This is a genomic window from Sulfurimonas sp. (genome assembly GCF_019429335.1).
Lineage (GTDB): Bacteria > Campylobacterota > Campylobacteria > Campylobacterales > Sulfurimonadaceae > Sulfurimonas.
Window position 1 is genome coordinate 1 of sequence record NZ_JAHYJB010000017.1, and the last position, 21,878, is coordinate 21,878.

At 39.7% G+C, this 21,878-nt stretch carries 29 protein-coding genes; 16 read left to right on the forward strand and 13 right to left on the reverse strand.

The annotated features are described in order from the left end of the window. A partial coding sequence (locus tag K0A91_RS06985; protein ID WP_295009360.1) for a type II toxin-antitoxin system RelE/ParE family toxin occupies window positions 1-215 on the forward strand: 215 nt, incomplete at its 5' end. Between the two features lie 61 nt (window positions 216-276). Here K0A91_RS06985 and K0A91_RS06990 read toward each other — a convergent pair. Further along, window positions 277-765, reverse strand: a complete 489-nt coding sequence (locus K0A91_RS06990) for a YhcH/YjgK/YiaL family protein (protein WP_295009362.1) — start codon at window positions 763-765, stop codon at window positions 277-279. Window positions 766-781: 16 nt separating this feature from the next. Then, the gene (locus K0A91_RS06995) at window positions 782-1,312 is read right to left on the reverse strand and encodes a YaeQ family protein (protein WP_295009363.1); all 531 of its coding nucleotides are present in this window, start codon (window positions 1,310-1,312) and stop codon (window positions 782-784) included. A gap of 128 nt (window positions 1,313-1,440) precedes the next feature. On the opposite strand from K0A91_RS06995, the gene K0A91_RS07000 reads away from it, so the two are divergent. Together K0A91_RS07000 and K0A91_RS07005 are read left to right on the forward strand one after the other, a co-directional pair. Further along, a complete protein-coding gene (locus tag K0A91_RS07000; RefSeq protein ID WP_295009365.1) occupies window positions 1,441-1,740 on the forward strand; it encodes a hypothetical protein in 300 nt (99 codons plus the stop codon). Window positions 1,741-1,775: 35 nt separating this feature from the next. Beyond that, complete coding sequence (locus K0A91_RS07005; RefSeq protein ID WP_295009368.1) at window positions 1,776-2,219, forward strand: hypothetical protein; 444 nt, start codon at window positions 1,776-1,778, stop codon at window positions 2,217-2,219. Between the two features lie 2 nt (window positions 2,220-2,221). On the opposite strand, the gene K0A91_RS07010 is transcribed toward K0A91_RS07005, so the two are convergent. From K0A91_RS07010 to mtnK, 3 genes are read right to left on the reverse strand one after another with little or no spacing between them, the layout of a single operon-like run. Next, a complete protein-coding gene (locus K0A91_RS07010) occupies window positions 2,222-4,216 on the reverse strand; it encodes a bifunctional aldolase/short-chain dehydrogenase (protein WP_295009370.1) in 1,995 nt (664 codons plus the stop codon). Beyond that, entirely contained in the window at window positions 4,216-5,301 is a 1,086-nt protein-coding gene (gene mtnA / locus K0A91_RS07015) for an S-methyl-5-thioribose-1-phosphate isomerase (RefSeq protein ID WP_295009372.1), read from the reverse strand. The genes K0A91_RS07010 and mtnA overlap by 1 nt, the downstream gene beginning before the upstream one ends. Beyond that, the gene (gene mtnK / locus K0A91_RS07020) at window positions 5,291-6,517 is read right to left on the reverse strand and encodes an S-methyl-5-thioribose kinase (protein WP_295009374.1); all 1,227 of its coding nucleotides are present in this window, start codon (window positions 6,515-6,517) and stop codon (window positions 5,291-5,293) included. The genes mtnA and mtnK overlap by 11 nt, the downstream gene beginning before the upstream one ends. A 148-nt stretch (window positions 6,518-6,665) precedes the next feature. Here mtnK and K0A91_RS07025 point away from each other — a divergent pair, with 148 nt between their 5' ends. After that, complete coding sequence (locus tag K0A91_RS07025; protein ID WP_295009376.1) at window positions 6,666-6,914, forward strand: hypothetical protein; 249 nt, start codon at window positions 6,666-6,668, stop codon at window positions 6,912-6,914. On the opposite strand, the gene K0A91_RS07030 is transcribed toward K0A91_RS07025, so the two are convergent. From K0A91_RS07030 to K0A91_RS07050, 5 genes are read right to left on the reverse strand one after another with little or no spacing between them, the layout of a single operon-like run. Next, window positions 6,911-7,600: a hypothetical protein gene (locus K0A91_RS07030; RefSeq protein ID WP_295009378.1), complete on the reverse strand. Its 690-nt coding sequence runs from the start codon at window positions 7,598-7,600 to the stop codon at window positions 6,911-6,913. The genes K0A91_RS07025 and K0A91_RS07030 overlap by 4 nt on opposite strands. Before the next feature lie 2 nt (window positions 7,601-7,602). After that, window positions 7,603-7,896, reverse strand: coding sequence for a hypothetical protein (locus K0A91_RS07035; protein ID WP_295009379.1), 294 nt, complete (start codon window positions 7,894-7,896; stop codon window positions 7,603-7,605). Further along, complete coding sequence (locus tag K0A91_RS07040; protein ID WP_295009381.1) at window positions 7,893-8,054, reverse strand: hypothetical protein; 162 nt, start codon at window positions 8,052-8,054, stop codon at window positions 7,893-7,895. The genes K0A91_RS07035 and K0A91_RS07040 overlap by 4 nt, the downstream gene beginning before the upstream one ends. Next, window positions 8,055-8,456: a hypothetical protein gene (locus K0A91_RS07045; protein ID WP_295009383.1), complete on the reverse strand. Its 402-nt coding sequence runs from the start codon at window positions 8,454-8,456 to the stop codon at window positions 8,055-8,057. A gap of 9 nt (window positions 8,457-8,465) precedes the next feature. Beyond that, entirely contained in the window at window positions 8,466-9,464 is a 999-nt protein-coding gene (locus K0A91_RS07050) for an Lrp/AsnC family transcriptional regulator (protein ID WP_295009385.1), read from the reverse strand. A 141-nt stretch (window positions 9,465-9,605) separates the two neighbouring features. On the opposite strand from K0A91_RS07050, the gene K0A91_RS07055 reads away from it, so the two are divergent. Both K0A91_RS07055 and K0A91_RS07060 read left to right on the forward strand, forming a co-directional pair. Next, window positions 9,606-10,175 carry a bifunctional precorrin-2 dehydrogenase/sirohydrochlorin ferrochelatase gene (locus K0A91_RS07055; RefSeq protein ID WP_295009386.1) on the forward strand — a complete coding sequence of 190 codons (570 nt, stop codon included), beginning with the start codon at window positions 9,606-9,608 and terminating at the stop codon, window positions 10,173-10,175. A gap of 62 nt (window positions 10,176-10,237) precedes the next feature. Beyond that, a complete protein-coding gene (locus K0A91_RS07060; protein ID WP_295009388.1) occupies window positions 10,238-10,549 on the forward strand; it encodes a hypothetical protein in 312 nt (103 codons plus the stop codon). A 41-nt stretch (window positions 10,550-10,590) separates the two neighbouring features. On the opposite strand, the gene K0A91_RS07065 is transcribed toward K0A91_RS07060, so the two are convergent. From K0A91_RS07065 to K0A91_RS07075, 3 genes are all read right to left on the reverse strand, one after another. Further along, window positions 10,591-11,817, reverse strand: a complete 1,227-nt coding sequence (locus K0A91_RS07065; protein ID WP_295009390.1) for an MFS transporter — start codon at window positions 11,815-11,817, stop codon at window positions 10,591-10,593. 2 nt (window positions 11,818-11,819) lie between these two features. Next, complete coding sequence (locus K0A91_RS07070; RefSeq protein ID WP_295009392.1) at window positions 11,820-12,725, reverse strand: glycosyl transferase; 906 nt, start codon at window positions 12,723-12,725, stop codon at window positions 11,820-11,822. A gap of 278 nt (window positions 12,726-13,003) precedes the next feature. Next, complete coding sequence (locus K0A91_RS07075; RefSeq protein WP_295009394.1) at window positions 13,004-13,387, reverse strand: hypothetical protein; 384 nt, start codon at window positions 13,385-13,387, stop codon at window positions 13,004-13,006. A gap of 120 nt (window positions 13,388-13,507) precedes the next feature. Between K0A91_RS07075 and K0A91_RS07080 the strand changes: the two genes are divergently transcribed. The 10 genes from K0A91_RS07080 (at window position 13,508) to cobA (ending at window position 21,836) form a co-directional block, all read left to right on the forward strand. Further along, window positions 13,508-13,702, forward strand: a complete 195-nt coding sequence (locus tag K0A91_RS07080) for a hypothetical protein (protein WP_295009396.1) — start codon at window positions 13,508-13,510, stop codon at window positions 13,700-13,702. Window positions 13,703-13,899: 197 nt separating this feature from the next. After that, entirely contained in the window at window positions 13,900-14,226 is a 327-nt protein-coding gene (locus K0A91_RS07085) for a hypothetical protein (RefSeq protein WP_295009398.1), read from the forward strand. Between the two features lie 38 nt (window positions 14,227-14,264). Then, complete coding sequence (locus tag K0A91_RS07090) at window positions 14,265-14,951, forward strand: cytochrome c (RefSeq protein ID WP_295009400.1); 687 nt, start codon at window positions 14,265-14,267, stop codon at window positions 14,949-14,951. Next, on the forward strand, window positions 14,941-16,365 hold the full coding sequence (locus K0A91_RS07095) for a cbb3-type cytochrome c oxidase subunit I (protein WP_295009402.1): 1,425 nt from the start codon (window positions 14,941-14,943) through the stop codon (window positions 16,363-16,365). The genes K0A91_RS07090 and K0A91_RS07095 overlap by 11 nt, the downstream gene beginning before the upstream one ends. A gap of 11 nt (window positions 16,366-16,376) precedes the next feature. Further along, the gene (locus K0A91_RS07100) at window positions 16,377-16,538 is read left to right on the forward strand and encodes a hypothetical protein (protein WP_295009404.1); all 162 of its coding nucleotides are present in this window, start codon (window positions 16,377-16,379) and stop codon (window positions 16,536-16,538) included. A 64-nt stretch (window positions 16,539-16,602) separates the two neighbouring features. Beyond that, a complete protein-coding gene (locus K0A91_RS07105; protein WP_295009406.1) occupies window positions 16,603-18,246 on the forward strand; it encodes a nitrite reductase in 1,644 nt (547 codons plus the stop codon). 199 nt (window positions 18,247-18,445) lie between these two features. Continuing rightward, a complete protein-coding gene (locus tag K0A91_RS07110) occupies window positions 18,446-18,751 on the forward strand; it encodes a cytochrome c (protein ID WP_295009408.1) in 306 nt (101 codons plus the stop codon). Continuing rightward, window positions 18,752-19,891 carry a radical SAM protein gene (locus K0A91_RS07115; RefSeq protein ID WP_295009410.1) on the forward strand — a complete coding sequence of 380 codons (1,140 nt, stop codon included), beginning with the start codon at window positions 18,752-18,754 and terminating at the stop codon, window positions 19,889-19,891. It begins immediately after the preceding gene. 68 nt (window positions 19,892-19,959) lie between these two features. After that, window positions 19,960-21,099, forward strand: a complete 1,140-nt coding sequence (locus tag K0A91_RS07120) for a cytochrome D1 domain-containing protein (protein WP_295009412.1) — start codon at window positions 19,960-19,962, stop codon at window positions 21,097-21,099. Further along, entirely contained in the window at window positions 21,096-21,836 is a 741-nt protein-coding gene (gene cobA / locus K0A91_RS07125) for a uroporphyrinogen-III C-methyltransferase (protein ID WP_295009414.1), read from the forward strand. Before K0A91_RS07120 ends, cobA begins: the two co-directional genes overlap by 4 nt. Window positions 21,837-21,878: the final 42 nt, after the last annotated feature.

Here is a 21,878-nt window from a genome sequence, read left to right on the forward strand (position 1 = left end):
AAGATAGTAAAAACAAAGCTTTAACCTTCAAAAGCGAAGTAGATAACAAAATCAACAACTTAGCAAACTTTCCACATAAATTTCGACCATCCGTTCATAATGAAGATGAGAATGTTAGAGATATGATTTTCAAGGGTTATACAATAATTTATCTAGTAGAGCTAGACGAAAATAAAATTTCCATATTAGACATTTTTAAATGGATTGATAAATAAAGCACTTAAATAAAGCACTTAATAATGTCTCAGGCTTCGCGACTACTTTTGCGCCCACATACTACACCCCAACTTTTACAACAGCCTTTACAACTTTTACGCTCTCCTTGAGTTTTGTACACGGCATATGCGCATCTTGCGGATAAAAAATAGCGACATCACCCGCTTTTAAAACGATAGACGAACACTCTTTTTTATCTTCATACTTTATATAGTCAAGCTCCTCGTTGTAAACCAAAGTCACTGCTAAAAGATTTGTGTCTGAAACCTCTATAATCTCTTCGCCGTCAAGAATGAACTGCACGTCGATATATTTTCTGTGAGACTCAAAAAAACACTCCTCTCTATCTTTTGAGCTGTATGCCTGCTCCAGCACAAAACTATGCTCATCGAGCTCTATTTTTTTGCAAACACCCAAAGGACTCTCCATAACTCTTTTATGCTCAACACTCTTTTTATCAAGCAATCTCTCAAGATAGAGAAATGCTGTTTTAAACTTCTCTCTCTCAGCCTGATTTTTCACAACTTCTAACGCTCCAAAGAGTGCCATTTTCTCTCCTTCTATCCTATTTCCATATCTCTTGATTGACGGCTATACTCTTGTCACCCTCAATTACGCTAAGCTCGCGATCACTTATGTTGCACTGCAAATCCATTGCTCTTTTGGCTAAAAGCTCCATATCTCCATCAATCTTCAGGTAACGAACAGAGAGATTTTTAAAACGTCCAAGAGTACTTTGCATCTGTTTCCACCACGCAAAAGCACTTCCCTCTTGGTACATGTAGATAATAACTTTCTCAGAGCGTCCGCACGCTTTTCGAATCCGCTTTTCATCGGGCTGACCCAAATCTATCCAGAGTTTTATATCGCCATTTAGTGCTTTTTGCCATAAATCAGGCTCATCATCTTGTGAAATTCCTTTGGTAAAGAGCAGTTCTTCATCCGCATTTAACATAAATGCGACCAGCTTTATCATTAAGCGCAAATCTGTCTCGGATGGGTGTTTGGCAAGAGTGAAGTTATGCTCTGCATAGTAATTGCGATCCATATCCGCTATGTTTAGCGAAGCTTTGTAGATGGTTGCTTTAATAGCCATTATTTTCCTTGTATCTGCTCTTTTTATAAGCGAGAGTATACAACAATAGGCGTGCTAATTCTATTTTTTTAGTAAAAATATGTGACAATGCCGAGATAAATAAAAGCAGATAAAATTTAAGGCAAACTATGAAATCAGCTCGTAAAAATAAGATAAAAACAGCTCCTAAAAACAAAGTTTTGGATACGGCTCCAAAAAATGAGGTTAAAGAGATGTTTATGAAATGGTTTAAAAAGAACAGCAGTGCAGGTCAGGTTATGACAAAGCGTGACGTGGTTGAAAACATCATAGCCAAACTAGATGCAAAGCAAAACGATGCCCTTGAAAAAGCGATGAATGAGCTTAGACGTGAGGGCTTTATAGAGGTAAAAGAGGATGGTGTGACACTGGTTTTAACGCAGAAGGGCGCCGATTCTCTAAACAACTAAGTTGCGTTATACTTTTACACTTTGAAAGGATTTACATGTCAGCTTATTTTAAAGATATACAGCCAGATATTGTTGCGTACAGAGAGAAACTAGACAAAAACAATGTCACTATTGACAAGACAAATCTGATGTTTCTAAACCTTATTCTAGATATTTTAAACTATTTGGGCACAGAAGATGCAGAAAAACTCGATGAGCTGTGTGAATACAACATTATGACTATGAAAAGTGAGTTTGAGGGCGTTATATACGGCAATGCAGTTGATGAAAAAGCCCAATCAGTACTGCTTACATTTTTTCTGCGCATTGCAAAAGAGATGGAGATAAAATATAAAAAGATAGAGAATGAGCATCTAAAAAAGCTCTATGAGATTATGACTTCAAAAGATTTTAAATACCCAAGCTACATCAAGAGCCAGAAAAACTTCGCCCTTGAAAATATGCCAGACAACATCAAAAGGATGCTCTGGCTTAAATAGAGCTAGATTATCCTGTCGCTTCCGCCGTCTATTGCGACTTGGGAGCCTGTTGTTTTTGCAAACGCTCTTCCCGCCATCGCACATACAAGCTCCGCAACATCGTCTGATTTTATCTCAGTTTTAAGCACATTGTTTGTTTTGTACTCCTCAACGCTCATGTTATAGGCTTTTGCACGATTAGCCAAAACTTCATCACTCCATATAGCCGTGTCAAATACAGCGTGCGGGTGAAGTGTGTTTACGCGCACTCCAAACTCTCCAAGCTCTAACGCGGCAATACGTGCAAGCTGTGTCTGTCCTGCTTTTGCAACAGAGTAAGCCGCCGCACCTTTTCCGGGAGCTGGAAAGTTTTTAGAAGCGACCATGATTACCGTTGCATCAACGCCAAGCTTTAAAAACGGAGCCGTATATTTGAGCAGTTTTTGGTGCGAAGTAAGATTTATATCCATACTTCTTTGCCAATTCTCATCGCTTAAACTATCAAGATTTTCACTTGGCGTAAAGATGCCTGCATTGCTTACAACTATGTCGATACCGCCAAAACTCTTAACCGCTCTCTCTATTGCATTTTTAATATCATTACTACATGTTAAATCACATTTAACGCCGATTGCATCGCTCTTTGCAAAGATTTTCTCAACTTCTGGGTTGATGTCAAGAGCCACAATTGCAGCACCTCTTGAGTTTAACATCTTTGCGATTGCAAGCCCTATTCCGCTTGCCGCTCCAGTTATAAGGGCAACTTTTCCGCTAAACTCAGGCGCATTTGCGCCCCCTTTTAGCTTTGCCTGTTCAAGCGACCAGTACTCAACTTCAAAGATATGTTGTGCGCTCAGAGCTTTGTAACCGCCTAGTTTTTCGGCTTTTAAAATAGCCTCAAAGGTGTGGTCGTTTATATCTTTTATGATGTTTGCCTCTTTTGCATTTGCACCAAAAGAGAGAGTTCCCTGCCCTTTTAATATAGCAAAATTCGGAGCGGGATTTAAAAGAGTCTCCGTAGTTCTGTTTGCTTCAAAATACTCTTTATACTCTTTTACAAAATCTGCCAAATCTGCTCTGAAGTCATCTCCCAAAATCGCAGGAACTCTTTTTGTTCTTATAACATGGTCGGGCGTAAGCGGACCTTGTGTGGCGATTTTTTCAATATTTTGCTTTGAAAAGTACAGAGCCAAATCGCTGTCATTATAGATTGAAACGGTTGCCCTGCCTTTTAAGCTTGAGACCTCTTTTCTTATCTTTGCAAGGGTTAAAAGTTCTACATGCGCTGTGAGGAACGAGGAAGTACTCTTGGGGTGTGAAGTCTCTTTTTCTACATGTAGATTTGCGCCCTTAGTCTCAAGATACCTCTCTGCCCTCTCCACAAGCTCTATCGTCTTCTCGTAAGATTTTTTTGCATCATCATTGAATGTAAAAAGACCGTGGTTCATAAGAACCATCCCCTCCAACTTGCTCCAATCAACATCTCTTGTCATATCATAGATAAGTTTTGCAAGAACAAATCCCGGCATAATGTATGGAATAACCAAAACAGTCTCACCGTAAAGCTCTTTTATCTTCTCTTCGCCGCTCTGGGTATTTGTGATGGTTACAACAGCGTCGGTATGGGTATGGTCAACAAATTTAAAAGGGATAATGGCATGCAGTATCGCTTCAACGGATGGGTTTGGAGCAGATGGATTTGTCATAGCAAGGCGCTGATATTTAACCATATCGGTATCACTCAGCTCTTTTAACTCCGCCATTTTTAAAAGCATATCCATCTTTACGGGTGCGAATCCCTCCGCCTCGATGGTTGCCAAATCCCAGCCGCTCCCTTTGACATAAAGAATCTCTTCAATCTCTCCAAAAAGGTTTGTAGCAGTTGATTTTACAGATGTGTTTCCGCCGCCGTGAAGAACCAAAGAGGCATCACGCCCAAGCAGTCTTGAGGTGTAAACCCTTAAATCCAAATCTGTTTTAAACTCATTTGCCTCTTTGTCGCTGTATAAACTTCTCATTAATTGCTCTTTTTAAATTTTTCTTGAATTTTATCGAAATCTGCCTCGCAAACTCCTCTGTTTGTTATAAGTCCTGTTATAAGTCTTGCCGGAGTTACATCAAAACCGTAGTTTATAGCAGGAGAATCCTCAGGAGTTATACGCACTTCACGCACCACTCCTTCGCTATCCACTCCTTTTATAAATCTAACCTCATCAGCGCTTCTCTCTTCGATGGGAATCCCTTTTACGCCGTCTCTGATTTCAAAGTCAAAAGTTGATGTCGGAATTGCCACATAAAAAGGGACGTTGTTATCGTGTGCAGCGAGTGCCTTTAGGTAAGTTCCTATCTTGTTTGCCACATCACCGTTGGCACTTACTCTGTCCGCCCCGACAATCACCATATCCACCATTCCGTGCTGCATAAGATGTCCGCCCGTATTGTCGGCTATGATTGTATGCTTTATGCCGCTTTGAGAGAGTTCCCATGCGGTGAGTGAGGCTCCCTGATTTCTAGGTCTTGTTTCATCAACCCACACATGAACATCTATTCCTCTTCTCTTTGCCTCATAGATCGGTGCGAGCGCTGTTCCCTCATCTATAACTGCCAACCAGCCTGCATTGCAGTGAGTTAAGATATTTATCTCTGTTTTGCCGCTCTTTTTTAAAATATCTTCAATGATGTTACAGCCATACTCTGCTATTTTTTGGCTCTCAAGTGCCTCTTCGTCATTTAGCTCTATAGCAAATCTTCTTGCATCATCTACTAAATCATCCGAATCTTTTAAAAGCTCCATCATCTTATCAACTGCCCACATAAGGTTAACCGCTGTAGGGCGGGACTCTCTTATCAATACCGCTTTCTCTTTTAGAGCTTCGTAATCTCCCTCGACCTCAATCGCGGCTATATAGATCCCAAATGCTGCAACACTCCCGATAACTCCCGCACCGCGAACTGTCATATTTTTTATCGCATTTACGACTTCCTCGGTATTTGTAAGGTGTCTTGTGTCATAAACAAACGGAAGCTGCCTCTGGTCGATCACCTCAAGACACTCGTCAAAAAGGTCATCGTTTAGCCATAACGCTTTGTAGTTACCCTGCATTTTTCATTATCTCCAATATCTCATCTATGCTCTCAATCTTGTCGTACTTTATTACAAACTCTCTGGCAATTTTTAGAGCCATCCTCTCGGCATCGGCTCTAAGAGCCTCATCCTCGATCCCTCTTATCTCCTCTACTCCCGCAACGCCGTAAACTCTTCTAGCCATCTTACAGCCTGCAAATCCGACACTATCTCTTAAAATATTTTTTACAAATCTCTCTTTGTAATTTTTCAGTGACACCTCATCAAGGTAGCCATCTACAAGTAGAGCGGACTCTTTTGATTCGCTCCAAAAGCTTAAAAACTTCTCGCTAAACTTCTCTAAAATATCTTTAATGGTTAGCAAAAGCCAGCTCTTGTAATCCTCATCTTTTGTAACAACACTGTGATGGATGTAGTTGTTCACCAAGTTAGCCAAAAGAGCTCCGACATCAAAACCAAACGGTCCTACAAACGCGAATTCAGGGTCTATTATGTAGGTATCATTCTCATTTATCATAATGGAGCCTGTATGCAGATCTCCATGAAGCAGCGCGTCACTTTGCGTCATAAATTTATATTTGAGCTCCAACACCTTCTCTTTAAACTCCATGTCCGAAAAAAGTTTTTGTGCATCAGGATTGTTCTCTACGTTCTCATTATCGTTTGTCTCATGCTCCATAAAGGGAAAACTAAAAACAAGATCTTCGGTCAGTTTGCACAGCTCCCTGTTGCCGTTGAATCTCTCTACGAGCTCTCTTTTTTGAGCACTGCTAAGGTATAGAGATGAAGTGTAGTAGAGCGTAGCCGCCATATATGTTGAGATATGCCCACTGAAATTTTTATATTTCACTCCTCCGATAAGCCCTTTTCTCATGATTATGTGGCTGCCTAGATAATCCATAACAACCAGACTCATCTCTTCGCTTGCATGATGGATTTTAGGGACAAAACTCGGAAAAATAGTATAAAATTTCTGCAATGCCCTTATCTCGTAGATCATTCTCTCTCTACTAAGAGGAAAATCCTCGCCTACACATCTGAGAAACGGTACTGCCTGCTTTGCAATAAGAGCTTTTTGAGGATTTTTTACGGAGCTTATTTTGTAGACATAGTTCAGATTGCCATCACCTATCTCATCGGCTCTTATTTCATCGGAGCCAAAATAGTTCATAACGCTCTTTATGTTTGAAATATAATCGATAATAGTCTCTACATTCAGTACTCTGTAATTCATCTCTTCATACTCCTTTATTTAAAAAATTGTAGCATAATTCAATATTATTTTATTTAACTTTTTCCATAATCATATGAAGCGAACGATTCTGCAACGGAAGGGTCAAATCTAGCGAGACTATATTTGGGAAACCCACCGTGAAGCCTTAGTGAGTGAGTATGAATTATTAAAAAATCTATTAAAAATGGGGCTTATTATGGGCTGGACTTGCCAACATGATTATAAAGGTTACTGCAAACTCGTAAAAAAGGAGTGTGTTCCAGGAACGAAAGGGTGCATCTTAAAGAGTAGCGACTACACTTTTAGTACCGGCAGTTTTGAAGAGGATAAGAAAGCCATTGATGAGAAAAAAGAGACCCAAGAGATTGATTTTGCGGCACTAGTAAGAAGTCATTAGTCCCAAAACTCAAGCGGATTTGGGTGCAAAAAAGTATAGTTAAGCTCTTTAATCACCTTCTGTGAAGAGACTCTGCGCTTTGAAAATCCCTCAAACTTTCCAATCTCCGAGCCTGCCTTTTGGCTGTTTTTTCTGTGTATCTCCTGCCTTGATGGATGAAGCGGAGCAACAAGGTTGTATATGCCGAAATTTACGATATTTTCAACCATCTTTTTGATGATATTTATCACATCATCCTTATGAATGTAATTGACAAAGCCGTCACTAAAATCAACAGCGCTCTTCCATCTCCCGGCTACCCTGTCATCCCCCATAAGTCCGCCAAGCCTTAGGATAATAACATTTTCTCGCAGGCTAAGAACCAAATCCTCCGCCTCTTTTATTAACGATGGCTGCGTTATCTCAAAACTCTCATCTACATCCTCGTCAAACTCCCTGTAGATGGATATTGAACTCATTAAAAAAATATTACATGCAGGTTTTGTAAGCGTAGCTATTTTTCGCAGTGTCTCTAGGTAGTTCTCTTTTGTGTTTATTGCAATAATTACGATATCGCTTTGCCAAAAATGGGAATTATCTTTAGTTGTTTCTCTGCAGAAACAATCTACATGTAGATTTTTAGAGAGCTCATGGGCAAGAGGTTTGCCCAGCCAGCCGCATCCGATTACACCAACGCTCTTTTGCATACTTATTTTTTATGCTTGTTGATATTGTAACTTTTTTTAATTGCCAGCATCTCATAAATTGAAACCTCAGGCATTGCCTCTTCTATGAGTTTATCAGTATCGCTAAACTGACCCTTTATCTTCTCAATATCTTTATAGCCCTTTGGCTTTATTTCGCTCATTGCCATATTTATTCCAGCTGCCCAAAAAAGAATAATCATCAGCCATACGGTTTTTTTAGCCCCCGCATAGACGCCCACAAAGTGAAATACAATACTAAGCGCAATGGCTACCGTAAGAATAACTGTTAAACTCATCTTGCCAAATTCTCCCCTCTTGGTTTCATCTCTATATTGGCACCCTCAATCATCTTATCCCCCAAAAGCCTGACGCCTATGGTTCCTAGAATCATCAATCCAAACACTATAAACAAAAAAAATAGTGCCAAAGAGTAGCGTCTAAGCCTCTCTCTCATCTACTGTTTTTTCTCCTCTATATCAGGCTCAACGCCAATCCACTCAACACATCTTGACGTATGAAAATCTCTCTCATAATCACTGTTTTTAAAGAGGTTGTCCTCAAGCTTCCAGCCCATCTTCTGAGATATCAACACCGATCTTGAAGCAGTTCTGCGCATTTTGTTTTCACAAATAACAGTCTCCCCCGCAGTAAAAAGAGCCTGAACCTCTTCCATTCTTGATGTTGTCATATTATAGTGAAAAGCTATCATCAAAGATACCATCACCACGACAGATATCATCCCTTTTTTAAATGCGCCCTTTGGCACAAAATCCCTTGTAGTCACGATTGCCGTGACGACCAATATGAAAACAGCGATTACTATATACGCGCCCTCTAATTCTAAAAAAAGTTCCATGTTTATTCCTTAATTGCCATATTGTTCTTCCCAAGCTTCAAACTCGGGAGTGAAGTACTCTATTCTTACTTTTTTAAACTCTCTTGAGCTGTAAAGCGGCATGTGGCTTTTTGAATCTATCTCCAGAGCCATCTCCTCTATAATTGCATTTGTCTCCTCAGTGCTCTTTCCGTGAACCATTGTAAAGAGATTATACTGCCAATTCTCATACTTCGGGCGAAGGTAACAGTGGCTTACAGCGCTAAAAGCAGCCGCTTTTTCGCCTATCTCCTCTCCGTTTGCTTCATCAACATCCCATACAACCATGGCATTTGCACCAAAGCCTGCTTTTCTGTGGTTTAGGATTGAGGCAAATCTTCTCATGACCCCTGCCCCTTGAAGTTCGTTTAATACATCAAAAAAAGTATTATAGTCAATATTCAGAGTATCTACAATATTCTTGAAAGGCTCCCTTACCATCTCTATATCGTTTTGTGCATATCTAATGATAGCGTGATGCAGAGGAGTAAGCTCAATATCTGTATGCGTTACTCTCTTTACCTCCTCTTTTTTCTGATCTTTTCCGGTAGTGTCTAGTTTTACGTTGATTTTAAAAAGCTTAAGAGTTGGAAGAGTGATATAATCCTCAGCGCCCGTAGCCTCTGCTAAAAATCCTACGGTTTTTTCCAGTCCGAGCTTGGACGTAGGTGAAACAGCAACGGTAAACCAGATGTTAAAGTCATGGTTTCTCTCATAATTATGCGATATTCCCGGATGCGAATTTATAATCTTAACCGCATCACTTATCTTCTGCGGGGGAATTTTAAAAGCAACAAGAGATGATATATACCCCAATCGTTTAGTGTCAAATATCGCGGATGTCTGACGTATGATATTGCTTTTTTTCTGCTCTTGCAAAATCTCAAGAACCTCATCTTCACTCATATCCAATTCATCCGCTATCACTTTAAACGGTCTTGCAACCAAAGGAAACTTCTTCTGAATACGTGATAAAATTTCGTCTTTCATCTTCTTGTTACTCCGTCCATGCTTTTATTTTATTTTATTAATTGTAATCTAATTTCAAGTGACACAAGTTGATTTTTATCAATAATAGTTTTTAAAAACTATGATATTATGTCGTATAAAAACAGATGAAAAGAGGCATACTTGAGTTATTTTCCAGCCTTCTTAAAATTAGATAACAAAAAGATTCTAATCGTAGGCGGAGGCTGTATAGCCTTTGAAAAACTTGAACATCTCTTGGATTTTACTTCTGACATCTCCATAATAGCACTTAAGCTATCACCAGATATGAAAAGAGTTATAGAAGCCAGAGGTCTCTATTTTGAAAAAAGAGCCTATAACGAAGGTGACATAAAAGATTTTGCCGTAGTTATTGTCGCCGTAGATGACATTGGACTTCAGGCACGGATATTCGCAGAATCCAAAAACTACAACTGCCTTTGCAACTCTGTGGATTCCGTAGATTATTGCGACTTTATTTTTCCATCTTACGTGAAAAAAGATGATCTTACCATTGCGATCTCCACCTCAGGAGCATCTCCGGCTGTTGCAAAACATCTGAGAAAATATCTTCAGAAGTTAATTCCCGCTAGCATCGGTGATTTTTTGCAAGAGATGAAAGAGTTAAGAAAAACCCTGCCAAAGGGCAAAGAGAGAATGAAAATGCTTGACAAAAAAGCAGAAGATTATATAAAAACATGGGATAAAAAATGAACATAAAAAAAGCTTTAATTTTCGGATTTTTCACAGCCTTTTTAATACTGGGAGTAGTCACAATGAAAAGAGCGCTTCCTGAAGCAAAAGAGGAGCGTATATACACGGCTATAAAAGTTTACAGCCCTTACGTTGTAGAGAAAAAAGTAGGCGGACTAAATATCATTGACAAAAGAAACGGGGAAAAAGAGAGTCCTAGCTCTAAAGAAATTTTTCACAGACTTGACGAACTTGACAAAAAGTGGGCAAAAGAGCACCTTAGAGTTGAAAACAACGAGATTATAATTATAGGTGAGAATAATCAGAGTGTTGCTAGAATCTTTATTGAGACAGAAAAAGAGAGAGCGTTTGTTAAAAGATTTTACGGCATTTAAAATTATTTTACGCACTAAAACGAACGCGTCCGTTTTATAAGTCAGTCTCTTAACTTAAAGGACAAGCAGAGTGCTGCAAAAAGCGTAAAGATTGCACTGCCATAAAGAACCGTATAGTTTAAGTAGTGCAAAATAACCCCTCCAATAATCGAGAAAAACATCCCCAAAGAGACTATATTCATCTGAAGAGCTATGTAGATAGGTCTTTTCTGAGCAGGTGCAATTTTAAGTATTAAGTTGCTTGAAGCTATGCGGCTGCCGTCCATTGAAGCTCCTACCAAAAAGAAAATAGCAATGTACTCATAAAGCGATGAGGCATTAAAAGCCAAAACAATCGCCACCATCTGAAAAGATATCGAGAGTTTTGCAGTGAGTATGTTTCTGCCTCTTCCGCTGAGATTTCCCCACAAAAAATTGCTAAGCATCGCTCCGACCATTTGAGTGGTAATCAAAGAACCTATCGCAACACCCCCTAAGTCTATCTTCTGCTGGGCATCAAGTATTATAAAAGGCAGAGCTATAAGATATCCGTAAGCCAAAAAGAATGTCGTAACTTGAACCTGCAGATTTTTATCCGCCTTTAAAAGTGTCCATGAGTTTTTCAAAAACTCCATAAATGAGCTCTCCTTCTTTGAGACCTCCTCTTTTATTGGTTCCTCTACTAAAGAGAATGCAATATATCCAAGCCCCATAATAAACGAACTTATTATAAATAGATAGCCATAACTTTGCGGTGCTTCAAACGACTCCAGTATCCATGCAGCAAGTACTCCGCTGAGAAGTCCTCCTGCGCCGCTGAAAAACTGACGGTATGCCATCGTTTTGCCGCGAAACTTGTGGCTAAATATTTTAGCCATAATCTCCCTGAAGTAAATCGCGGCAAAACCCGCACTAAAAGAGAAGATAAATAGTCCAAAACCGATGGAAGCAAGGGTTACATTTGGATAATCTTCGCCAAAAAGGATAATTGCAACACCAATGAGAAACCATGAGAGAAATCTTACAAAAAATACTCTGCGAAGATATGGCATCATAACCATGTATGTCTGAGCGTGAAATGCGGCAAAGAGCTGAACTATAACGGCTCCGCCCCGAAGAAGCGCGGCAAAAAAACCGACAAGCATGGAGCTGCCGCCGAAGTAGTTTACGATTAGCGGCAGGATTGTAGATGGTTCGGCGATAGTCGTGCCGATTGCCAGAAAAAAGCCATGCAGAATATTTTTCAGATGGCTTGAGAATTTATCTACTCTCTCTTTTTCATGACTCATGTTTATGAAAGAGATTCGCTTAGTTTTTCGTATGCTTCATTAATAGTTGCGGCTTTTTGAGCAACAAAAAGATAAACTGCCGCATTTAGACGTGCCAACTTTAAAAACTCTGCCGATGGGTTATTTACCTGCTCCAGCGACTCTTGCAGTGTTATTCTCTCCCAAGATTTCGTATAGTTTATACCGTAATACTCAGGGTCGATAATAATCTCCTCTACGTCATTTCCGTCGGCAATCCATAAACGACCTTTACTAAAAAGCTCGGGCGTTCCTTCGTTTCCCTGTATAAGAGCAAGTCTTTTATATCTTGAAGCAAAGGTGTCAATATATTTTTGAACGAAAGGTTTGTGAAAAACACCCGTAATGGCATAGTCGCTATTAGCCACTTTTGTCAGCTTTTCAATAGTGTTTAGCCCTGTTCTAAGACCGAGCCTCATGCGAAGCGGCGTTAAATCATGCATCTCTTTGAAAAAATCTGCTCTGTCAAAATAGTGAAGATTTTTATTCAGCTCAATATTGGTAGCCACCTCTTTTAGAGTTATGCCCGCCTTTGCCGGCACCAAATCATCGCCCGCTACGACAAGATTTAGTTCAGAGTTTTCAAGAACTTTGGCAACAAGCGGAAATATAAACGGGTTGTTTGCTTTTCCGTCAAACGGGTAACCAAGCTCTATGGAGTTAGCAACTGCTCTTTTTTTGATAAAGAGATTACTCGCTTCAACAACCCCCCTAAACTCATCTGTTGTCTCGGGCTTAAGCCTCCATCCAAGCAAAAACGCAGCTATCTGCTCATTATGAACATTTTGTTTTAAAATCTCCTCCATCATTGCTTTTGACTCTTCAAAAGTCAAATCCCTATTCCCCTTGACGCCCGTCCCCACTGCGTGTATATACTTAAAAAAATCCATTTTTTTTCTCTACTTTATGCAATTTTATTTATTTACTCGTATGATATAATCATTTTGTTAATATGATTCATAAAGAGAGATTTACATGTCAAAAGTGGTTTTAACAACAGGGGCAACGTCTGGGATGGGGGATTGTCGACTCTCTTAGATTTGAGACTCTTCCTTTTAGTATAAGAGTTAAGCGACATAGAGTTTGAAAGCAGGATTAAAGAGAGCTTCGGGATTTAAATTCTTACTCTCCAGAGCCTTAAAGGTCGGAGAGTAAACATAAGAAAAGCTTAGTGCTTCTCCTCTTTTTGCAGTTCTTCTACGATTGCGCCTCTAAGTTTTAAGAGCTCGTCCATCGGAGCATTTTTATTATCGCCGTAGATATGTTGATTATGATAGATTATAGTAGAAGATGCTGTCTCTCCGTTGAAAGACTTCTCAACCAATACCGCCTCACTCTTAAACTCTGTTACACGCCACCCCTCTTTTTTCGCCGCAGCTTTAACTGCCTTTAACACATCTTCACTTTTGTGATGACCGACATATATCGCAGTTTCAGGTATGCTCCCATTACTTTTTTCAATTTCTGGAGCCATCTCTAAAGACGACGCACAACCGCTCCCCAACACAAAAGCCGCTATGGATATAGCAACTATACTTAAGATTTTTCTCATCCCCTACCCCTTTTTTTGTATAAATTAAACGCAAAATTAATTTTATTTGAAAAAAATTAATTAATCAATGATATAATAATCGAGATAAAATATAATTTAAATTTAAGAAAAGAGTATTAAATGGTCTTTCAAGATTTTGTGATGGTTTGCGTTATGGCTGTTCCCATGCTAATGTTTTCAGTTTTTCCTGGCATTAAGCTAAGCGACTATCTTCAAGAGAAATACAACCTACAAGAGAAGCAAAAAAGAGCCGTTGCAATTTCGACTACACTGCTGTTTGCCCTTACTCTCTCATCCCTTCTGCACTTCATCTAACTACGCTTAAATAAGCCATACTATATTACTAAAGTTACCAACTTTCTTTAGTATGTTTCATATTGTTACACCGATAATAAAACAAACCTTAAATTTTAAATTAAGTAAAAAAATTGATTTATGTCAACTTGTTTAGAAATAAATAGGACTAAACTACTCTTGATTCTGAAAAATTTAGTAATTGAAGGAGAGACAAAATGGTTGGTGGAATTTTGATGACACAGGATATTCATGTTGATGATTTCTTGACAATATTTGTATCTTCTACTCTTGTTTTAGTATTTGGAGGATTCTATGTTGGTATATATACAGCCGTTAAAGTAAAACTGCTTAAAAAATGGGCTATGTCCATTAGCTACCTTTTTTGGATGCTATGCGCTTACTGCATGTATCTGATGGGAAGTTTAATGCATGTAAATGATTTTACGGTCAAGGCGTTAGTTGTTGCTGCTATTGGATTATTTCTACTTCCTCATGCAGTTTATTACATGCAAGACCGTGTTCACGAAGAGAATGAACACTAACTTATATATATTGACCCATAAATTTATAGGAGGGTACAGTGGCAAACAAGTCCGTATGGAGAGACAATCGTTTTTGGCAACGTTCAGCAGGATGGGTTACGGGAGTTGCAGCAGTTCTTTTGATGTGGCTAACATTCGATACGATACCGCAAATCACAATGGGCACAGATGCTGATTTAGAAAAAGGCGTAACTAAGAGGGTTCCAGGACCTACGGTTATCAATTATAAAATTACCTATGAAATGGACAAAAAACGTCACCATGAAATACCGGTAATTGGTGGAGCAAATGCAGAAGGGACTTCTTCTTTTCAAGAGAAAGAGAAATTCTTCGGAAGAGATGACTGGACTGAAGAAGAGGCCGCTGAAATGCTTCACTTGGGAAAATTAGGTTCTCAGACTAAAAACTGTATGAACTGTCATACAATTCTTGGGAATGGCGCATATTATGCTCCAGACTTAACAAAAGCTTGGTTAGACCCTGCATGGGGGCCTGAGGGTTCGATGCAAGCTATGACAGGTAAGGATACAAAGGAAGAGGCGATGGCGGAATTTTTACAATTCCCATCTCAATATCCTACTCACGCTCGTATGATGCCAAATCTTGGTATTACAGCTGAAGAGGCTAAAGGATTGGTTACTTTCCTAAAACATATGTCATCAATAGATACAAATGGTTTCCCAAGAAACTTTGGAAAAATTCAAGGAGCGGTTCATGGCAAATAGTTACTTAACATCTGAATCAAAAAGATTAGCAACTTGGTACTTTACCTTTGCTGCAATTATTTTTGGTGCACAACTACTTTTTGGTCTCGTAGCTGCCACTCAGTACGTAATGCCAAGCTTCTTGTTTGAAGTAGTTGACTTTTCTGTTGCAAGAATGATACATATCAATGCACTTATTGTATGGATGGTTTTTGCTATGTTTGGTTCCGTTTATTGGTTACTACCGGATGAAACTGGTATCGAAACAGTTGGTATTGGTTTAGGAAAACTTCTTTTCTGGGCTTTTGCTGCTGCTATCGTTGTTGTTGTGCTTGTTTATCTATTTATACAAGTTGGGCCTGCAGATGAGACATCTATCTGGTTTATCCATGAGGGTCGCGAGTATATTGAAGCTCCGCGCTGGGCAGACTTTGCAATAGTTGTAGTTGTTCTTGGGTTTATTTCTAACCTTTATCTAACAGGAATGAAAGGTAACCGTTCTGGAATTGTAACTGTTCTTATGGCAGATATGATTGCATTTGCTGGTATCTACTTAGCCGGTATGTTCTTTACAGACAACGTCTCTGTGGATCAATTCTGGTGGTGGTGGGTTATTCACCTTTGGGTTGAAGCTACTTGGGAAGTTTTCGTTGGTTCACTTGCAGCTTATGGTCTAATCACTATGATTGGTGCACACCGTAAAGTTGTTGAAATGTGGTTATGGATTGAAGTAGCAATGCTATTTGGTTCAGGTATCCTTGGTATGGGTCACCACTACTTCTGGATCGGTACGCCTGAGTACTGGTGGGAAATTGGAGCACTCTTCTCTGCACTAGAGCCTCTACCGCTTGTTGCGATGTTTATCCACGTTCTTTATGACTGGGGAAAAATGCAAGGAGAGGAAGATGCAAAAGGTAAAGAGCACTCTGTTATAACTAACAAGCCTGCGTTTACATGGTTTATCTTAAACGCGTTTGGTAACTTCTTGGGTGCAGGTATCTGGGGATTCTTCCACACACTGCCACAAGTTAACCTATATACGCACGGTACACAGTTTACATCGGCTCACGGGCACTTAGCGTTCTTTGGAGCTTATGCGACTATTCTTATCGGTATGATGTATCTTGGTGTTCAAGGTAAAAACGGTATCAAAGTTATGAACCATACTAAATCTTCTATCTGGGCAACTTGTATGATATTTGGTGGTGTTCTTGGTATGACTATGGCGCTTACTGTCGCTGGATATGCAGACTTTATCATCTCTCGTGCACAATGGGGTGCTACATGGGAAGGTTACTTTGCAGGTCAAGGCGGTATTTGGTATGCACAAGGTATGGGTTGGAGACTTATTATGGGTGTTATTACATTCACAGGTTTCTTATTCTTAGTTAAAGACTTATTAAGCACAGGTAAAGCTGCTAATCACGTACGTTAAGGAGAGATGAAATGAATGCAATGTTTGAACCATTTGTAGATGTAGTACCAAGCTTTTTTGGTACATTGGCTCAAGGTCCATTAACCTTAACTATCTTTTTACATGCTTTGATTGTACTTCCGATGATTTGGATTTACAAACAAGAGAAAGCTCGCTTAGAGCAAGAGGGTTAATTGGTTGCTAGTTGTGCCGGGCCCTCGGGCCCGCACGTTTATCTATTTTAGAAGGAGAAATAAAATGAGATTAAATAAATTAGTTATGTCAGTTGCTGCTATGGCGGTTGTCGGTTCAGGTATGGTTGTCCAAGCGGCTAGCACGATGGATGTGGAAAAAGTTTTCGAAAAAGAGTGCCAAGGTTGTCACGGTCCTAACCTAGAGGGTGGTGTTGGATCTGATTTACGTCCTGCGGTTACTGCTAAGAAAAACGCTTATGAGCTTTCAGAGGTTATTTTAAATGGACGTGCCGGTACAGCTATGCCTCCATTTAAAGACAAGTTTGCTAAAGATGATGCTGATAAAATGGTTGATTATATTCAGCACTTTAAAGGCAGAGTAATCAAGCAGCTGACTCTTGACACTGTTAAAGCTGGATGGAAACCTCTTAACGACAGAATGGAGTTTTTCGCAAAATATCCAAATGCAGTTGATGTTAAGAAAAATACAGACATCTGTTTCGTAACAGAGCGTGATGCTGAGCGTGTTGCTTTCGTTGACGGTACAAACGGTAAGATTTTATCTAAACACCCGGCTGGTTTTGCTGTTCACGTAACAGTTACAAACAAGCGTCAGCCTCGTTATGCTTACTCAATCTCTCGTTCAGGTTTAGTAACAATGTTCGACTTAAATACTCCTGGTCAGCAAAAAATTGCTGAGTGTCAAGTTGGTTCTGACTCTCGCGGTCTTGCGGTATCTCCGGATGGCAAGTTCCTAATGGCCGGTAACTACGTTCCAGGCGGTGCTGTACTTATGGATGCTATGACACTAGAGCCTCTAAAAGTTTACCCGACTTCAAGCGTTATCAAGCCAAACGGTGACATCGATTCATCTCGTGTAGCCGGTATCTTTGATACTCCGTATGGTCCTTATTTCGCATTTGCACTTAAAGACGGTGGTCACGTTTATATCGTAGATTACTCTAAACCTAACTTTCCAATCGTTGGAGATATTCCAAATATCGGTGATATCCTTCACGATGGTTTCCTAAATGAGGGTAAAGAGATTGGTCGTTACCTCTTCATCGCTTCTCAAGGAAGTGACGTTGTCGGTGTTGTAGACTTTAAAACTAAATCTTTAGTTACAAAAATCTATACAGGTCCTGCATCTAAGCCACACCCAGGTCAAGGTTCTTCTTGGTTCAATGAGGGTCTAGGTCAGCAACTTGGCGCTACTGTTAACATGAACTTAGGTCAGGTAACTATCTGGGACAGCAACTTTGACGTTATTCGTCAGATTCCAATCGGCGGCGGTGGACTATTTATAGGTACATCTGAGCACACTCCATTCCTTTGGGCTGATAACGTTCTTGGTTCAAGCGATGTTTGGAACAAAGTTCACTTAATCAACAAGCAGACTCTTGAAGTTGACAGAATTATCACTGTTGGTACAAAAGAAGGTACGGTAATAGATCCTGTAACTCACAAAATACTATACAAGTGGGATGTTCCAACTGTAAAAGATGATAAAGGCAATGCTGTAGTTCCTAGAATTCTTCACGCAGAACCTGCTAACCACGGTTACTGGACTATGATTTCTGAGTGGAATGCCGGTCGTATCGGTATCTATGAAGCTAAAACAGGCAAGTTTGTTAAATATATCACTGGTTTAACAACTCCTACGTTTACTTACTCTATCGAGCATAGACAAACTATTCCAGGTGCCTAATAAGCACTTTTTTTCTCCCCTTGCGGAGAAAAAACTTTTTAAGATCATTAAAATACTCAACTAAAAATAACCTAAAAATTATCATAATTATTTATAAAAACAACTATTCATAACTAAAAAATGCTTAATCTGTGCCATTTTTAAGCCATTATTGAAGCTTGGTTAGGTTAGAATAGTAAATTAAACGAAAGAAAAAAAGATGAAAAAAACAGTATTAATAGCGCTCTTTGTAGCCTCAATTTTATCTGCTGATGAAGCTGATGGAAAAACAGTTTTTGAAACATATTGCTGGGGGTGTCATCATCAGACTGCGGTGGCTTTTGGACCTCCGTTCAATGAGATTGCGCAAAAGAGAACATACGAAGAGATTAAAGCTTATATCATAGACCCGGAGTCTATGTATAAGGCTTTTGGGTACAAACGAACTGTTATGACAAAGTTAAAATTAACAGACAAAGAGAGAGAAGCGGTAGCTGCGTACGTTATCTCATATAAAGGCAAATAAATGTTTAGGCTATCAAATCTTATATCATCAGTAGTTGAAGGAAAAGCGGAGAGGGTTCTTGACGGCTCAATCGCTATATGGAACTTTACAAACCGCTGCAACCTTTCATGTCTGCACTGCTACTCAAAGTCAACGCTTGATGAAGTTGACACGCTAACCACGGCGCAGATTAAAAAAACTATTCTGGAGATGAAAGAAAACGGCGTTAAGTTTATTATCTTCTCAGGCGGAGAACCATTAACAAGGAAAGATATCTTTGAAATAGCAGATTTTTGCAAAGCTAATGGGATTATCACCTACTTATCGAGCAACGGCCTGTACTTTACAAAAGGGAATGTGCAGAGAATAGTGGAGACATTCAACTATGTCGGCATAAGTATAGACGGTGATGAGCCTACGCACGACCACTTCCGAGGACTTAAAGGGGCATTTAGGGAGACTCTGAAAGCTGTACGCCTTGCAAATGAGAGCGGTGCAAAAGTTGGCATCCGTTTTACGATAACAAAAGAGACTATCAACTCTTTAGAGTATATTTTTGACCTTGCCGAAAAGGAGAATATCTCGAAAATATATATTTCTCACCTTGTCTATTCTGGGCGCGGGCTTGACAATCTGAAAATGGATTTGAGTAAAGAGCAAAGAAGAGAGTCTGTAGAGTATATTCTAGATAAAGCGTTTGAGTACTACGATAGAGGCAGAGAGATAGAGATAGTAACGGGAAATATGGAACAGGATGCAGTTCTGTTTTTAAACAGATTTGCTCTAAAGTACCCGCAGCTTAAAGATACGATGAGAAAACGTCTTGTTGCATGGGGAGGAAACAGTGCAGGACGCAAACTGCTAAACATAAACAGCGAGGGTGATGTAAGACCTGACCCGTTCTTTCCTCTTACGGTAGGAAATATTATAAAGCAGGATTTCGGCGATATCTGGCAAGGCGGCGAGTTGCTGGACCAGCTGAGAGTTCATCCAAGACGTCAAATAAGCGGAATTTGTGCGGAGTGTGAACAGATTGATATCTGTAACGGCGGTTCAAGAGCAAGAGCATATGCAATTACAGGCGACTTGTGGAGCGAAGATCCGTCATGCTACCTAAGCGAGCAAGAGAGGAGTCAAAATGACTCCTCCCACCAAAGGTGAAACTTTAGTGACTGAATATAATTTGGGCGTGTTCAAATTATATGAGATTTATTATCAAGGGGGAATTAATGAAAACAGATAAGATATTGGCAAGTGCAGTTTTGATTGCATCACTTTTTATAAATGCAAATGCTCAGGGTGTAAACCCTATATTTGCAATGCTAAGAGGCAACGATAAGCTCTTTATTGTTGAGAGGGAGAGTAGCTCTCTTGCAGTTGTTGCAGAGGGGATGACTAAGGGGCATATTGAGGGGATGCGAGATATGAACCACGGTGTTGTAAAGTTTTACGACAATGACGGCTATGTGATTTCACGCGATGGATACATTATAAAATTTGACCCTCTAGAAGAGAAGATAATAAAAGAGCATAAAACAAGCGATAGCGCTATCGGTTTTACTGTTGAGAAAAATTATATCGCCGTTGCTAACTACGCTAAAAAAAGCGTTGATATCTTAGACAGAGACTTAAACCCGATTAAATCTTTTGAGACGGGCTCCAAAAACGTGGGTATCAAAAAATACAAAGATTATCTGATTTTTTCTCAGATGGACAACGACAAAATCACCGTACTAAAAGATAAAAATGGGGGCAAAGCTCTTCCTGATTTTGAGATATACAGAGAGTTTGAAGATGTCGGCGTAATGCCTTTTGATGCGATGATAAAAAACAACCATTTTATAACCGGATTTTTTAAAAGCGATTTTTTTGGCGTAGTTGACTTAGATACTATGACCTACTCAAAAATAGATATCCTTCTTGAAGACAGAAAGCCCGTGCTAAAAGTTCCTCATTTTGGTTTCTGGAGCATAAGCGAAGGGCACATTTTTATACCTGCTGTCGGAAACAACAAAGTTTTAGTCTATACATCTGACTTTAAATTTGTTAAAAATATAGAGGTTGAGGGTATGCCAGTTTTTACTGCACTAAGCCCTGACCAGAACTATATGGCCGTTACATTTAGCGGTGATAAGTTTCCTATTGTGCAGATTATAGATACGCAGACACTGGAGGTAATAAAAAGATTTGAGTTTGACGGAAAAGTTCTACATGTAAGATGGTCAAACCTTAGACCAAATCTCTACATATCCGTAAACGACACAAATAAGGTTGCGGTTATCAACACAAAAGAGTGGTATCTCTCACGCGAGATGTTTAATATCACAAAACCCTCAGGTATATTTATTTATGAAGAGGCCAACAAATGAGCAAAGTTTATTTAACAGGTGCCGGTCCAGGCGATATTGAGTTATTAACCCTAAAAGCGCTTAGGGTAATTAAGGAGGCCGACGTAATCATATATGACCGCTTGGCAAATCCGGACATTTTAGATGAGGCAAAAAACGGATGTGAGTTTGTGTATGTGGGCAAAGAGGACGGCCGCCATATCATGCCTCAGGATGACATAAACGAGGTTATCTACCAAAACGCTCTAAAGTACGAGAATGTGGTGCGTCTAAAGGGCGGTGACCCGTTTGTTTTTGGACGCGGCGGCGAAGAGGCTCAATATCTCTATGAAAGAGGAGTTAAATTTGAAGTCATCCCCGGTATCACATCAGCTATCAGCGCTCCCGCGTATGCAGGAATTCCTGTAACTCACCGCGGTGTTGCGGTTAGTTTTAGGGTTGTAACGGGACATGAATCTCCGCATAAAAAAGAGTCTCAGATTCCTTGGGAGAACTTCAAAACTGATGATACCATAGTCTTTTTGATGGGACTGCACAATCTCTCAAAAATCTCTCAAAAACTCATAGAGATAGGCAAAGCGAAGGATTATCCGTGTGCGGTAATTTCAAAGGGAACCACTAAAGAGCAGAGCGTAGTGGTAGGAACTTTGGAAAATATCGTAGAAAAAGCTAAAGACGTCCCTACTCCCGCACTTATTGTAGTTGGAAAAGTGGTCGAACTTAGAGAACAGTTACAGTGGTTTGAGGGAAATGCCTAAAAATCTCAATACATCCCAAGCGGTCCTAATCGCGCCAAACAT

Excerpts from the sequence above, each read along its gene's own strand:
- K0A91_RS06990 (WP_295009362.1), bottom strand. The coding sequence starts at position 765 with ATGGCACTCTTTGGAGCGTTAGAAGTTGTGAAAAATCAGGCTGAGAGA.
- K0A91_RS06995 (WP_295009363.1), bottom strand. The coding sequence starts at position 1,312 with ATGGCTATTAAAGCAACCATCTACAAAGCTTCGCTAAACATAGCGGAT.
- K0A91_RS07000 (WP_295009365.1), top strand. The coding sequence starts at position 1,441 with ATGAAATCAGCTCGTAAAAATAAGATAAAAACAGCTCCTAAAAACAAA.
- K0A91_RS07005 (WP_295009368.1), top strand. The coding sequence starts at position 1,776 with ATGTCAGCTTATTTTAAAGATATACAGCCAGATATTGTTGCGTACAGA.
- K0A91_RS07010 (WP_295009370.1), bottom strand. The coding sequence starts at position 4,216 with ATGAGAAGTTTATACAGCGACAAAGAGGCAAATGAGTTTAAAACAGAT.
- mtnA (WP_295009372.1), bottom strand. The coding sequence starts at position 5,301 with ATGCAGGGTAACTACAAAGCGTTATGGCTAAACGATGACCTTTTTGAC.
- mtnK (WP_295009374.1), bottom strand. The coding sequence starts at position 6,517 with ATGAATTACAGAGTACTGAATGTAGAGACTATTATCGATTATATTTCA.
- K0A91_RS07030 (WP_295009378.1), bottom strand. The coding sequence starts at position 7,600 with ATGCAAAAGAGCGTTGGTGTAATCGGATGCGGCTGGCTGGGCAAACCT.
- K0A91_RS07035 (WP_295009379.1), bottom strand. The coding sequence starts at position 7,896 with ATGAGTTTAACAGTTATTCTTACGGTAGCCATTGCGCTTAGTATTGTA.
- K0A91_RS07040 (WP_295009381.1), bottom strand. The coding sequence starts at position 8,054 with ATGAGAGAGAGGCTTAGACGCTACTCTTTGGCACTATTTTTTTTGTTT.
- K0A91_RS07045 (WP_295009383.1), bottom strand. The coding sequence starts at position 8,456 with ATGGAACTTTTTTTAGAATTAGAGGGCGCGTATATAGTAATCGCTGTT.
- K0A91_RS07050 (WP_295009385.1), bottom strand. The coding sequence starts at position 9,464 with ATGAAAGACGAAATTTTATCACGTATTCAGAAGAAGTTTCCTTTGGTT.
- K0A91_RS07060 (WP_295009388.1), top strand. The coding sequence starts at position 10,238 with ATGAAAAGAGCGCTTCCTGAAGCAAAAGAGGAGCGTATATACACGGCT.
- K0A91_RS07065 (WP_295009390.1), bottom strand. The coding sequence starts at position 11,817 with ATGAGTCATGAAAAAGAGAGAGTAGATAAATTCTCAAGCCATCTGAAA.
- K0A91_RS07070 (WP_295009392.1), bottom strand. The coding sequence starts at position 12,725 with ATGGATTTTTTTAAGTATATACACGCAGTGGGGACGGGCGTCAAGGGG.
- K0A91_RS07075 (WP_295009394.1), bottom strand. The coding sequence starts at position 13,387 with ATGAGAAAAATCTTAAGTATAGTTGCTATATCCATAGCGGCTTTTGTG.
- K0A91_RS07080 (WP_295009396.1), top strand. The coding sequence starts at position 13,508 with ATGGTCTTTCAAGATTTTGTGATGGTTTGCGTTATGGCTGTTCCCATG.
- K0A91_RS07085 (WP_295009398.1), top strand. The coding sequence starts at position 13,900 with ATGGTTGGTGGAATTTTGATGACACAGGATATTCATGTTGATGATTTC.
- K0A91_RS07095 (WP_295009402.1), top strand. The coding sequence starts at position 14,941 with ATGGCAAATAGTTACTTAACATCTGAATCAAAAAGATTAGCAACTTGG.
- K0A91_RS07100 (WP_295009404.1), top strand. The coding sequence starts at position 16,377 with ATGAATGCAATGTTTGAACCATTTGTAGATGTAGTACCAAGCTTTTTT.
- K0A91_RS07105 (WP_295009406.1), top strand. The coding sequence starts at position 16,603 with ATGAGATTAAATAAATTAGTTATGTCAGTTGCTGCTATGGCGGTTGTC.
- K0A91_RS07110 (WP_295009408.1), top strand. The coding sequence starts at position 18,446 with ATGAAAAAAACAGTATTAATAGCGCTCTTTGTAGCCTCAATTTTATCT.
- K0A91_RS07115 (WP_295009410.1), top strand. The coding sequence starts at position 18,752 with ATGTTTAGGCTATCAAATCTTATATCATCAGTAGTTGAAGGAAAAGCG.
- K0A91_RS07120 (WP_295009412.1), top strand. The coding sequence starts at position 19,960 with ATGAAAACAGATAAGATATTGGCAAGTGCAGTTTTGATTGCATCACTT.
- cobA (WP_295009414.1), top strand. The coding sequence starts at position 21,096 with ATGAGCAAAGTTTATTTAACAGGTGCCGGTCCAGGCGATATTGAGTTA.